The sequence below is a fragment of the Kribbella antibiotica genome, assembly GCF_004349055.1.
In the GTDB taxonomy this organism is placed as follows: Bacteria; Actinomycetota; Actinomycetes; order Propionibacteriales; family Kribbellaceae; genus Kribbella; species Kribbella antibiotica.
The window spans coordinates 1-11,553 of record NZ_SMKX01000223.1 but is presented as its reverse complement, the minus strand read 5'-3'; the positions used below and the strand labels follow the sequence as shown (position 1 = coordinate 11,553).

The following is an 11,553-nucleotide window of genomic DNA, read 5'->3' as shown; positions in this document are numbered from 1 at the left end:
GGGGGTGAGGCGGCTGAGTGGTTGGGGGTGGCTGGTCGGTTGCCTGGGTTGCTGGAGCTGGCGGGAGTGAGGGTTGCGGAGGTGGATGCGGTGGTGTTGACGCATGTGCACCTAGATCATGTCGGGTGGAGTGCGGAGGGCGAGTTGCCGCGGTTCCCGAACGCCGAGTACGTCGTGCAGGCGGACGAGTTGGCGCATGTGCGGGGTGGCGCTACGTACGAGCGGATGATTCGGCCGATTGAGCGGGCCGGCCAGTTGCGGGTTGTGGAGGGGGACGTCGGGTTTCGGGGGACGCGGTTGGTGCCGACGCCGGGGCATACGCCTGGGCATCAGTCGGTGTTGACTGAGCGGGCGTTGCTGGGTGGGGATGTGCTGGTGCATCCGGCGCAGGCGCGCTGGCCGGAGCTGACTTATGTGTACGAGCGGGATCCGGCGCAGGCGGTGACGTCGCGGCGCGAGATGTTGGCGCTGGCGGCCGCGACCGGCGTACCGATCGCGGCCTCCCATCCGCACCCGGCGTTCGATGCCGAGGCGCGGGCGTTGACCACTCCGACGAGCGGCGAGACGGTTTGCCCGCCGTGGCGGCTTTAGCCGGTGAGTTGATGCATCAGGCCCAGCATGTCCGGGGCCACCCACTCCTCGGCGACCTTGCCGTCCTCGACGCGGTAGAGCTCAAGGCTGCTGAAGGTGACCTTGCGCTGGGTCGGCGGGATGCTCATCAACGGACCTTGGTGGGTGCCCTCGAAGCGCAGCCGGACCACGACCCGATTGTCGTGGCCGAAGATCTCTTCGATGGTGGCCTGGAGGTCCGGGAAGGCCGCCAGCATGGACTGCGTGCCTTCCTTCCAGGGCGCCCGGCCGATCGTGGGCGCGGGACGGCCGGGCTGGTTGGCAACGAAGTCGTCGGTGAGGTGCTCGGCGGCGCGGTCGATCTCGCCACCCGTCACCAGCTCGTACAGGTCGCGGAGCAGCTGGACGTTGGCTGCGGTGGTCGTTGTCATCGGCATCTCCGTTCGCTACGATTTAGTGAACATGATACACAATGAGCCTGATACATCAGTTGGCCGGCAGGCACTCGACCGGTTGTTCGCCGTGTCGATCCTGATGACGGAAGACATGACGCGCGGCCTCACCGCCCGCGGTCTGACGCGCGCCCGGGCGACCGCACTGTGGAACGTGGTGCGGCACGGGCCGATGACTCAGCGACAGTTGGCGGATCTACTCCTGGTGACGCCGCGCAATGTGACCACGCTGGTCGACGCACTGGAGCGGACCGGGTTCGTCACCCGGACCGCCCACGACGAGGACCGGCGCGCCATCATGGTCCGGCCAACCCGGAAGGGGACGGCGGCGGCCAACCGGATGGACACCGAGACCGCGCGGCTGGCCGACGAGCTGTTCGGTGAGCTCCCGGCCAAGGATGTTGCCACGGTCAACCGGGTCCTGGCCCACCTGGCAGAGCGAATTCAGCGGTAGGCCGCGACGTCGAGCGGCTCGTCGGACTTCTCGCCGTCGACCAGATAACCCCAGGCGTCCGGCTGGCTGCCGTCGAGGTCGGTGAAGCCGTAGATCTTGGCGAGCTCGCCGCTTGAGGTCGACTTGCCGTTCCAGCGCCGTACATCGGGATCCGCGGCAAGCGCGGCCACCGCGCGGCCGACGTACGAGGGGCTTTCGGAGATCTCGAAGCCGGGGACGGTGGCCTCGCGCCAGTTCTCCTCGGTGACGCCAAAGCCTTCGAGCATCGCCTCGGAGCGCAGCCAGCCGGGCGTGAGCAGTACGGCGGTTGCCTCGTGCTTGTCGAGTTCGTGGGCGAGAGCGAACGCCATCCGGCTGACCGCGCCTTTCGCTACGTCGTAGAAGAACGAGACGCGGTAGCGGTCGGCGTTGTAGTCGTTCGTCCCGTCGGTCATCTCGATCACCAGGCCGCCGGGTGACTTGATCAGCAGCGGCAGCGCGTAGTGGCTGGTGATCGCGTGGGTGTCCACACCGAGCCGGAGCAGGCGCAGCCCGGCCTCGAGGTCGCTCTCCCAAACGGTCTTGTCCCACTCAGGCTCGCCGAACTGTCCCCAGATGTCGTTGACCAGGATGTGCAGGGCACCCTGCTCACGCTCGATCCGGTCGATCAGGTCCTTCACCTGTGCGGGTTCAAGATGATCAACCGGTACGGCGATGCCGTGGCCGCCGGCCTGGTCGATCAGCTCGGCGGTGTCCTCGATCGTCTCGGGCCGGTTCATCTCCGAGCGGCTGGTGCGAGTGGTCCGGCCGGTCACATAGACGGTCGCGCCGGCCGCGCCGAGCTGGACCGCGATGCCCCGGCCGGCCGCGCGACTGCCTCCGGTCACCAATGCCACTTTCCCCGCCAACGGCTTCATCCTCGACTCCTTCTTCCAAACGACGCCGCCATACACTGTATGGTTATGTACCATACGACGTATGGTTAATGCTGGCAAGCGGTCCGGTGGGCGCCCTCGGGTGGGCCAGGAACGACTGAGCCGGGAGGCGATCCTGACCGCCGCGCTGCGGATCGTCGACGACGAGGGCATCGACGCCCTGACCATGCGCCGGCTGGCCGCGACGCTCGGCGTGAACCCGATGTCGCTCTATCACCACCTGCCGAACAAGGCCGCCGTACTGGCTGGGTTGGCGGAGCTGGTCTTCGCTGGGCTGGAGTTTCCGGATCCTGGGGATGCGGTGGGCTGGCAGGAACAGGTGAAGGAGGCTGCGCGCGCGTATCGGAACGCGCTGCGGGCGCATCCGAATCTCGCGTTGCAGATCCTGTCCGATACTGCGGCGGTGTCGGCGGTCGTCGTGGTGACGGTGGAGCCGTTTTATCGGGCGCTCGATCGGGGTGGACTGCCGGCGCGGAAGATCGTCGAGGCGGTGAACACGCTCGTCGACTTCATCCACGGATTCCTGCTGGGCGAGGTCGCGGTCCGGGCCGAGACGTTCGATCTCGCCCCGGACCTGCTGACTCGGGTGGCGTCGCTGCCGGCAGGGAAGGCGCCGACCTTGGTGCGGGTCGTGTCGGAGTTGGGTGCGGATGGGCTCGCCTACGACTTCGACAGCGGCTTCGAGTCTGCGTTGGAGATCTTGACCGCCGGCATCGCGAGCGCTGTCAGCAACACAGGCACGGTGAGCGCGGCCACCAGGGTCGCCATCGAGAACCAGAGCGACCCGAGCGCGAACCCGGCGTAAACCGCGATCGCGAACACCCCACTGAAGAGCCCCGACACCGAAGTGACGGTCGCCCGCGCCGGGCCGGTGATCGTGTCCTGCAACCGCGCGTCGGCGACCACGATCGCCAGTTGCATCAGGCCGTAGCCAAGCGCGATCGGCAGGAATCCCCAGACCGACTGGCTCAGCGCCCCACCGGCGATCAGCACCGCGGTCAGACCGAGGACAGTTGCGATGATTGCTACCGGCAACTTGTACGCCGGCCCTGCCAGCGCACCGCCGATCGCTTGGGCAGCAACTGTGCCTGCGATCAACAGGGGCACGAGCGTGGTCGGGACGCCGAATTCCCTGGCCAGCAACGGGAAGTACTCGTCGAAGGATAGAAAGCCGCCGACCAACGCGGCGATGAGGACGGCGCGTCGTACGGACCGAAGGGTGAGAACCTCGCTGAGGCCGGACCGCAGCATGGCGAGGTATGCCGCAAAGGGTCCGCGCCGGGTGGGCATCGCGGCGTCGGGTGCGGCGGTGGCTCTCGGCGGGACCTTGGGGAGCGACCGCCCGACGAGCGCCTGCGCGAGGTTGCTGAGGATGCTGACGGCAGCGGCCAGCGCGTAGCCACCTGCCGCGAAAAGCGGGGCGGCCAGGGCGGTCGCGGCGAGGTTGAGCACGAACGATGCGGAGCGGGCCCGACCAAGGAGGGTCGCGTAGCGCGAGGTCAGCGAGCGGGCGGCCAGTTCGTCGTACACGAAGGCTTCGTAGGTGCCTGAGATGAGCGCCGAGGAGACGCCCCACAAGACGAACCCGAGCGCAAAGCCTGCGAACGTCGGGAGGACGATCCAGGTCGCGTAGCCGGCAGCGCTCAGCAGGGCGCCGCTGATGAGGAGTTTGCGGCGGGAGTACGTGTCCGCCCAAGCACCTGAGGGCACCTCTACGACCAGACCGACCGCACACCAGATCACGAACAGCGTGGAGATCTGCGCAGCCGACAATCCGTGGTCGGTGAACATCAACTGGTACAGCGGATACAGCGGGATGAAGTCGTGCAGCGCCTCGAAGGCCACGATCCGGGCGGAGAGCCCGGTCGGCAACCGGTCGGCGCGTTGAGACCTACGTCAAAGGTGCGAGCTCGGGAATCTCATGAACCGAAGGTACCGCCGGAGCCTTGGTTGCGCATTCACATTCGCGAAGCGGACTCCCACCACTGACTAAGTCGCCGCGAAGCGGCTTCGCGGGGTCGGGCTGAGCGTGGGCGGGTGGGGGCCGGCGAGGTTAGACAGTGGTGGCGGTCCGCCTAGCGGGGTAAATGGCGAGCGGTCGGCGGCGGGCTTGCGGCATGGTGGGGTGATGGCGGAGGTCAGTGAGCGGGTGTGGGGGAAGGTGCCGGCGGGGGCACGGGAGGCGTTGACCTCCGGGTTGAGTGCTTCGGAGTTGCAGTCGGTGCTGCTGGATGTGAGTCGGGAGCGGGCGGCGAAGGTGACGCCGGCGCGGTTGATGCAGCGCTGGCAGGAGGATCGGTTTGTGCGGCCGTCGGCCGCAGATCCGCGGGAGTTGGTGCGGACCCAAGCGCGGTTGTGGGAGCTGCTGCCGGAGCGGTTCGCGGGCGTGGAGTTGTCGCCGGTGACGCCATTGGGAACCTGTTCGGCGGTGGGCACGATCAACCAGCACCAGGTACTGAGCACGATCCGGGGTACCGAGGTCGCCAGCGACCCGACCAACGAGCTGGCGATCGAGGCCGCCGTACGGCGACGTGCTGGGCAGGCGCGGGTTGATTTGGCTGCGTGCCAGCGGGTGGTTCGGGCGCAGCCGTTCGACGGGCCGGGGATGTCGGCGCACTTCCAGCTGTTCGTGCTGGTGTCGAGCGCTCGGGATACGGGCTCGGGGCGAACCGAGGCTGAGCTGCTCATCGACCACTTCAACTTTTGGGCGGATGTCCTCGGTGCTGCCGCCGACCTGACGTTCACGACGTTCACCCCGTCCGCACTGACCGAGCGCATCGAGGACACCGTCCGCCCGGCCGTGCGCGCACCCCTCCGCGAGGACAGCGAGCGCACGAAGAGCGCCACCTACTACACCGGTACGGCGCTCAGTGTCGGCACGCGCGACGCGGAGATGGGCGACGGGGGTTTCACGAGCTGGACGGCGGACCTGCTCGGTGATGCGAAGGAACGTTGCCTCACCTCGTGCATCTCGACCGAGCGCCTCACCGCAGTTTCAGCAGCCCAGCGTCAGTAGGCCGGAAGCCGCAGGCTTCGAGGTAGAACGCGGTCAGGTGCGGCTCGAAGTCCACGTGCAGCCACTCGCAACCAGCCTTTCTAGCCTCCTCGGCCGCGGCGGCCACCAAGCGCTGACCGATCCCCTGCCGCCCGAACTCGGGATGCACCGCAGTATCGAGGACGAATGCATGCGCGCCACCGTCCCAGCACAGCTGTACGAATCCAACCAGAACATCGTTGCTAAAGGCACCAATCCAGCTCAAAGCCCGACGCTCCAAGCGTTCTGCCCATGGCGTCACCTCCGGCGGTCCGTCGAACGCCGCCGCATGCAACGCCGAGAGCACCTGGTCGTCCACCGGAAACCGGACCACAAACTCAACACTCACAGCATCGCCACCGCGGCCGCGAGCCGCGCGTCGAACCCGACAGCCTCAGCCGATCCTTCTGGCCAGTCGGACATGCTCAGATACCCCTGCACCATGGACGATGGGAGTGTCTCCAACAGTCCGTCACTCGGCCCATACGCATCCAACGCCTCGGACCACCGCGCGGGTTCTACCGACGAGACCAGGTGCCAGGTTAGGTCCATGACTCCAGGTGCGGCGGACACGTCTTCCCAGTCCAGCAAGGCGATCTCGCCGTCGGGCGCCGTGCGGAGGTTGGGTCCGGATGCGTCTCCATGCGCGAGAGTGAGCGGTCCGGCGTTGAGTAGCTGCGCTTCCACCTGCCGCACCTTGCCGACCAGTCGCGCGCCGAATTCCCGCACCGGCGCGGACATGTCCGACCGAGCGGCCAGCTTGGGCCAGGCGCCGTCGTACAGGCGGGCGACCAGTTCGTCGCCGGCGCTGATCCCTCGCAGCCACGGCCAGCGCACGTGGGCACGGCCGGTCCACTGATCATGCATCGATCGCAGCAGGCTGGCCGCTGCCGCGGGCTCGGCTCCTGGTCGCCAGGCCGAGAGGTCCTCGAGCTCCAGCAGCGAGCCTTCGTCGGTGAGCTCGGCGCGGTAGCACTCCGGCACCCGGACGCCGATCTCAGGCGCGATCTCGCGGTAGAAGCGCACCTCGGAGGCGGCCATCTGCAGCTCGGCCGCAAGCGAGCCGGCTACCTCGGGCGCGCGTCGCTTGATGTAGTTCGCCATGCTCCGACCCTAGGCGTGACGGCTACAGGCCGCCCCTGAATTAGTGGGCGGCTTCGGTGCTGATCAGGACGACAGTGCTGTCTGGCCCCAGATCGAGTCGGGAGCGAGCTGCTCGCAGCCCGGCCAAGGTCGCCGCGCCGCTCGGGCCCGACGAAATACCCGCAGCCCCCAGGTCGGTCGACGCCTGCAACGCATCGTCGTCCTCGACGGTGATCGCATGATCCAGACCGGCGCGCAGTACTGGCCAGGCCAGCGTCGACGGGGTGCCGCAGTTGAGGCCGGCCATGACGGTCTTTGAGGTCGGGACACTCACCAGCTCGCCTGACAGCAGGCTGGTGGTCACACACGCTGCGGCCGACGGCTCGACACCGAGCATCATCGGCGCGGCCGCCTCACTCCGGAAGTGCGTGACCGCTGCCTGGGCGACCGATCCAACCCCCATCGGTACGACGACCAGATCCGGCTGCACGGCGATCTCGCGGAACAGCGTCGAGTACCCGTCCACGATCAGCTGCGGAATCACCTCATACCCGGGCCACGCCGAGTCCTGGATCAGCAGGCGTTCATCGCCTGCATAAGCGGCCGCCTCGGCCACCGCTGCGTCGTACGAGCCCGGTACGACGCTCACCGTCGCGCCCTCGGTGCGGATGGCCGCGATCGCTGCGTCACTCACCATGTCCGGCACGAACACATGAGCCGACAACCCCAGCATCGAGGCTCGGCGCGCGACCGCCCGACCGTGGTTCCCGTCGGTCGCGGTCACCAACTCAGGCGACCCCGGCCGCTCGCGCAAGGCGCGGTGGATCGCCCACCACGCGCCAAGCGCCTTGAACGCCGGCAGGCCGAGCCGCTGCGACTCGTCCTTGACCAGCACCTGCCCAACGCCCAGCTCAGCGGCCAGCCCAGGGACAGGTGTCAGCGGGGTCGGCCGGTACGCCGGGAGGCTCTGGTGGAACGCGAGCACCTCAGTCGGGGCAGGCGTCGTCCGCCACTCCCGCGCCGAGGCGTTCTGGTACCAGGTCACGCAACCAGCGCGTAGACACCGTACTGAGCTGTCGGGGACGAGCCGACCGCACGCGGCGCGGACTGCTGCACCCGGATAGAGGTGGTCTGGAGCCGGAGGGGCACGGTGGCGCGGACCGCGGTGGCCAGGTCGAACTGGACCTCGTTCAGCAGGTCGACCAGCTCAAGCTCGAGTGCGCGGCAGATCGCGGCCAGGATCTCCGAGGACGGCTCCTTGCGGCCACGCTCGATCTCGGACAGGTAGGGCACCGACACCTGCGCCCGCTCGGCCAGTTCGCGCAGGGTGATGCCCCGCTCGTTCCGCAACCGACGGAAGACGCTCCCGATCACCTCGCGTAGCAACACGTGTGGCCCTCCTCGGCTCCGATGTCCTGTACCGAGTGTGCCATCCACGAGGGCTTCGCGGTGGGCAGATCTGCCACGGGCAGATTCTCGGGCCTGATCGGGTGGTCCGGCTGCACTGTGGACACCATGAGTGAGCTACTGAACAACCTCGACCGCAACGTCTACGAACGCCTCATGTGGCAGCGCATCCTCGTCCTGGGCGACGAGGTCAAGGACGCGAACGCCAATGCCCTGTGCGCCCAGCTCCTGCTGCTGAACGCCGAGGACCCGCGGGCGGACATCTCGCTCTACATCAACTCCCCCGGCGGATCCGTATCGGCCGGGCTGGCGATCTTCGACACGATGAACTTCATCAGCAACGACGTGGCGACGTACGGGATGGGTCTGTGTGCCTCGATGGGGCAGGTGCTGCTGGCCTGCGGTACGCCGGGCAAGCGGTTCGCGCTGCCGCATGCGCGGATCATGATGCACCAGCCGTCCGGCGGCATGGGCGGTACGGCGAGCGATATCAAGGTGCAGGCCGAGCAGGCGATCCTGGCCCGGCAGGACCTGGCTCAGCTGATCGCCGAGCGGACCGGACAGCCGCTGGAGCGGATCGTCGCGGACTTCGATCGCGACCGGTGGTTCACTGCGGAGGCTGCCCGGGAGTACGGGATCGTGGATGAGGTGCTTACGCGTCCTGTCGCCGTACCTGTGTGAACGCTTGGAGCAGGTCAGCGGTGAGGTCTTCCGGGTCCTCTAGACCGAGTGAGAGGCGCAGGAGCGCGTCAGATGGCTTGGCGGACGGGTCGACCAAGCGGTGGGTGAGCGCGGCGGGGTGCTGGATCAGCGTGTCCACCCCGCCCAGTGAAACCGCGTGGGTGATGAGGCGGAGGGCTGCGGCGACCTGTGCGGCCGCTGCGAAGCCGCCTTCGACGGTGAAGGCTACGACGGCCCCCGGCCCGGACTGCTGGCGGCCGATCAGCTCGAGCGGGTCATTGAGTCCGGGGTAGTAGACCTGCTCCACGGCCGGCTGGGCGCAAAGCCAGTCCGCCACCTTGGCAGCGGTGGCCTGCTGCGCCCGCACTCGCACCGGCAGCGTCTGCAGTCCCCTGTGCAGTTCGTACGCCGCCAACGGGTGCAGCAGGCCACCTGTCACTGCACGGATCTGCCGAAGCCGGCTGACCCAGTCCTGGTTGGCTGCGACCACGCCGCCCATGACGTCGCCATGACCACCCAGGTACTTCGTTGCGGAGTGCAACACCAGGCTCGCCCCGTGCCGAGCCGGTTGCTGCAGCACCGGAGTCGCGAAAGTGCTGTCCACCAACACCGGTACGTCGCCCGCTTGCCGCACCGCTGCGGCGATGTCGACGAGCTCGACCGTCGGGTTCGCGGGAGTCTCGAGGATGACCAGGCCCGTGTCGGGGCGGATCGCTTCGGCGATTTCGGTCGGGCGCGCCCAGCTGACAGTTGTCCCCAGGAGGCCTGTGGATAGCAGGTGGTCGCTGCCGCCGTAGATCGGGCGGACGGCGATCACGTGCGGGCGGCCGGCGGCGACCGTGGCGAGCAGGCAGGCGGTGAGCGCGGCCATGCCGGAGCCGAAAGCGACCGCGCCGTCGGTGTGTTCGAGCTCCGCGAGCGCGGTCTCGAAGCGGGCCACGGTCGGGTTCCACAAGCGCTGGTAGACGAGGCTTCCGCCGTCCGGACCTTTGCCTTGGGCCAGAGCGTCGTACGACGCGCCGCCGGTGTCGACGGTCGGGAGCGGATAAGTGGTCGACAGGTCGATCGGTGGGACGTGGACGCCGAGGGCGGTCAGGTCGTCGCGGCCGGCGTGCACCGAGCGGGTATCGAGCTGCGTCATGGCGCCTCCCCAAAGTTATCCACAGGTCTTGGTGGGATTGAGGATGAAATCTTGTGCGGCTGAGGCGCAATAGTTCCGAAGAAAATTCGTCCACAGGGATGTCCACACGCTGTGGATTCTGTAACTGACCCCTACAGTGGGTCCATGCCGAAGGATCGCCGGAGCCCCGGACCGGCCCCTCGGGCGGTTCCGGGCACAACTCCGGGCGGCCTGGACGAGGTGGATCGCGAGCTGGTCCGGTTACTCACCGTCGACGGACGGATGCCGAACAACGCCCTCGCCGAGGCGACCGGCATCGCTCCGTCGACCTGCTTGACCCGCGTGCGCTCGCTGCGCGAACGCGGCGTGATCCGCGGTTTCCACGCGGATGTGGATCTGGGCGCGCTGGGTCAACCGCTGCAAGCGCTGATCGCGATCCGGATCAGTACGCACTCGCGCGACGAGATCGACCGATTCCGCGCCAAGGTCCCCGCACTACCCGGCGTACTGTCGCTCTTCCACGTCAGCGGCGCCAACGACTACCTGCTGCACGTATCGGCGGCGTCCCCCGACGCCCTCCGCGAATTCGTCCTCGACCACCTGACGGCCGACCCGGCGGTAGCCCACGCGGAAACCAGCCTCATCTTCGAACACGTCCGAGCCACCCCCGCCGCCCCCGTCTGACGCCGCCGCGCCGCGATTTGGTGGGTCAGCCCACCGGCTTGTGGGTGGGCTAACCGCATGCGGTGGGCCCACCCGCATTGGGGTGGGTCAGCCCATCAAATGGGGTTCGGGTTAGCGGGGTTTTAGGCCCCAGGACTGGGCTAGGAGCTGGAGGGAGTGTTGGCGTTCGGCGGGGTCGTGGATGTGGGTGGTGACGATGACCTCGTCGGCGTCGGCGGAGTTGGCGCGGCGGAGGAGTTCGGCGGCTACCTGGTCGGGGGTGCCGACGGTGACGAGGCCGGCCCACTCCTCGACAGCGGCGCGTTCACCTTCGCTCCACCGGTAGGCCGCGGCCTCTTCGGGTGAGGGCAGCGGGCCCGGGCGGCCGGAACGGAGGCGGAGCATCGAGAGTGCGTTCGCCTCGGCGAGTTGGTGAGCGCGCTCTTCGGTTTCGGCGACGATCGCGGCCAGCGCGAGGATCGCGTACGGCGGGGCCTCGTGCTGGAAGAGCTTGTAGTTCGACTTGTACGTCGCAATCACGCCGGCCGGGTCGAGTGTGCCGAAGTGACCGGCATAGGCGAATCCGGTACCGAGCGCGGCAGCCGCCTGGCCGCCGTACGTGCTGGAGCCGAGGATGTAGACCGGCGGCAACGGTACGTCGGACGGTTCCGCCTTGATGGGCTCGAAGGGGTGACCGGCCGGAAAGCCCTCGGCGTACGCGCGGAGTTCGGCGTACTGCTCGGTGAAGTCGTCGGCGCCGAGCGCCTCGCGGCTGCGGCGGAGCGCGAGCGCGGTGCGCTGGTCGGTGCCAGGCGCGCGACCGAGGCCGAGGTCGATGCGGTCCGGGTAGAGCCCGGCCAGCACACGGAACGTCTCGGCAACCTTCAGCGGGGAGTGGTTCGGCAGCATGATGCCGCCGGCTCCGACCCGGATGGTCGACGTGACCCCGGCGACCGCCGCGATCATCACCTCAGGACTCGAGCTCGCGACACTCGCGATGTTGTGGTGCTCAGCCAGCCAGTACCGGTGATACCCGGCCGCCTCGGCCACTCGCGCCAGTTCGAGCGTCTCGTGCAACGCCTGCGAAGGCTTGGTCCCCGAAGGCACCGGCGACAAGTCGAGCACGGACAGGGGCATAGCTTCGCTGGTCACACCACTCCCCAACCAACCACCCC

14 protein-coding genes and 1 pseudogene are annotated in these 11,553 nt (G+C 68.2%); 6 read left to right on the top strand and 9 right to left on the bottom strand.

Annotation, left to right across the window (positions count from 1 at the left end; translation table 11 throughout):
• Positions 1–591 (top strand): MBL fold metallo-hydrolase (locus E1263_RS39930; RefSeq protein ID WP_132177245.1); only part of this gene is annotated, 591 nt, incomplete at its 5' end.
• Here E1263_RS39930 and E1263_RS39925 read toward each other — a convergent pair.
• On the bottom strand, positions 588–1,001 hold the full coding sequence (locus E1263_RS39925; protein ID WP_165956920.1) for an ester cyclase: 414 nt from the start codon (positions 999–1,001) through the stop codon (positions 588–590). The genes E1263_RS39930 and E1263_RS39925 overlap by 4 nt on opposite strands.
• Positions 1,002–1,032: 31 nt before the next feature.
• On the opposite strand from E1263_RS39925, the gene E1263_RS39920 reads away from it, so the two are divergent.
• Positions 1,033–1,476, top strand: coding sequence for a MarR family winged helix-turn-helix transcriptional regulator (locus tag E1263_RS39920; RefSeq protein WP_132177241.1), 444 nt, complete (start codon positions 1,033–1,035; stop codon positions 1,474–1,476).
• Here E1263_RS39920 and E1263_RS39915 read toward each other — a convergent pair.
• Positions 1,467–2,372, bottom strand: a complete 906-nt coding sequence (locus tag E1263_RS39915) for an SDR family oxidoreductase (protein WP_132177239.1) — start codon at positions 2,370–2,372, stop codon at positions 1,467–1,469. The two genes, E1263_RS39920 and E1263_RS39915, sit on opposite strands and share 10 nt — an antisense overlap.
• Between E1263_RS39915 and E1263_RS39910 the strand changes: the two are divergent.
• Positions 2,308–3,051: pseudogene (locus E1263_RS39910) on the top strand (TetR/AcrR family transcriptional regulator); the annotation flags it as partial. The gene E1263_RS39915 and the pseudogene E1263_RS39910 sit on opposite strands and share 65 nt — an antisense overlap.
• Here the strand turns inward: E1263_RS39910 and E1263_RS39905 are convergent.
• The gene (locus E1263_RS39905) at positions 3,051–4,262 is read right to left on the bottom strand and encodes an MFS transporter (protein WP_420323409.1); all 1,212 of its coding nucleotides are present in this window, start codon (positions 4,260–4,262) and stop codon (positions 3,051–3,053) included. The pseudogene E1263_RS39910 and the gene E1263_RS39905 overlap by 1 nt on opposite strands.
• 256 nt (positions 4,263–4,518) lie before the next feature.
• Here E1263_RS39905 and E1263_RS39900 point away from each other — a divergent pair, with 256 nt between their 5' ends.
• Positions 4,519–5,406 carry a hypothetical protein gene (locus tag E1263_RS39900; protein ID WP_165956919.1) on the top strand — a complete coding sequence of 296 codons (888 nt, stop codon included), beginning with the start codon at positions 4,519–4,521 and terminating at the stop codon, positions 5,404–5,406.
• Here E1263_RS39900 and E1263_RS39895 read toward each other — a convergent pair.
• Genes E1263_RS39895 through E1263_RS39880 form a run of 4 tightly spaced genes read right to left on the bottom strand, consistent with a single transcriptional unit; the run spans position 5,375 to position 7,896 of the window.
• Positions 5,375–5,773 carry a GNAT family N-acetyltransferase gene (locus E1263_RS39895; RefSeq protein ID WP_132177237.1) on the bottom strand — a complete coding sequence of 133 codons (399 nt, stop codon included), beginning with the start codon at positions 5,771–5,773 and terminating at the stop codon, positions 5,375–5,377. The genes E1263_RS39900 and E1263_RS39895 overlap by 32 nt on opposite strands.
• Positions 5,770–6,528 carry a phosphotransferase family protein gene (locus E1263_RS39890; RefSeq protein WP_132177235.1) on the bottom strand — a complete coding sequence of 253 codons (759 nt, stop codon included), beginning with the start codon at positions 6,526–6,528 and terminating at the stop codon, positions 5,770–5,772. Before E1263_RS39890 ends, E1263_RS39895 begins: the two co-directional genes overlap by 4 nt.
• Positions 6,529–6,568: 40 nt before the next feature.
• On the bottom strand, positions 6,569–7,552 hold the full coding sequence (locus E1263_RS39885; protein ID WP_238162003.1) for a pyridoxal-phosphate dependent enzyme: 984 nt from the start codon (positions 7,550–7,552) through the stop codon (positions 6,569–6,571).
• On the bottom strand, positions 7,549–7,896 hold the full coding sequence (locus E1263_RS39880) for a helix-turn-helix domain-containing protein (protein WP_132177233.1): 348 nt from the start codon (positions 7,894–7,896) through the stop codon (positions 7,549–7,551). The genes E1263_RS39885 and E1263_RS39880 overlap by 4 nt, the downstream gene beginning before the upstream one ends.
• 126 nt (positions 7,897–8,022) lie before the next feature.
• On the opposite strand from E1263_RS39880, the gene E1263_RS39875 reads away from it, so the two are divergent.
• The gene (locus E1263_RS39875; RefSeq protein ID WP_132177231.1) at positions 8,023–8,595 is read left to right on the top strand and encodes a ClpP family protease; all 573 of its coding nucleotides are present in this window, start codon (positions 8,023–8,025) and stop codon (positions 8,593–8,595) included.
• Here E1263_RS39875 and E1263_RS39870 read toward each other — a convergent pair.
• Entirely contained in the window at positions 8,567–9,736 is a 1,170-nt protein-coding gene (locus E1263_RS39870; protein WP_132177229.1) for a trans-sulfuration enzyme family protein, read from the bottom strand. The two genes, E1263_RS39875 and E1263_RS39870, sit on opposite strands and share 29 nt — an antisense overlap.
• Before the next feature lie 144 nt (positions 9,737–9,880).
• Here E1263_RS39870 and E1263_RS39865 point away from each other — a divergent pair, with 144 nt between their 5' ends.
• Positions 9,881–10,399: an Lrp/AsnC family transcriptional regulator gene (locus E1263_RS39865; RefSeq protein WP_132177227.1), complete on the top strand. Its 519-nt coding sequence runs from the start codon at positions 9,881–9,883 to the stop codon at positions 10,397–10,399.
• Between the two features lie 111 nt (positions 10,400–10,510).
• Here the strand turns inward: E1263_RS39865 and E1263_RS39860 are convergent.
• On the bottom strand, positions 10,511–11,553 hold a 1,043-nt coding region (locus tag E1263_RS39860), incomplete at its 5' end, for an LLM class flavin-dependent oxidoreductase (protein WP_238162001.1).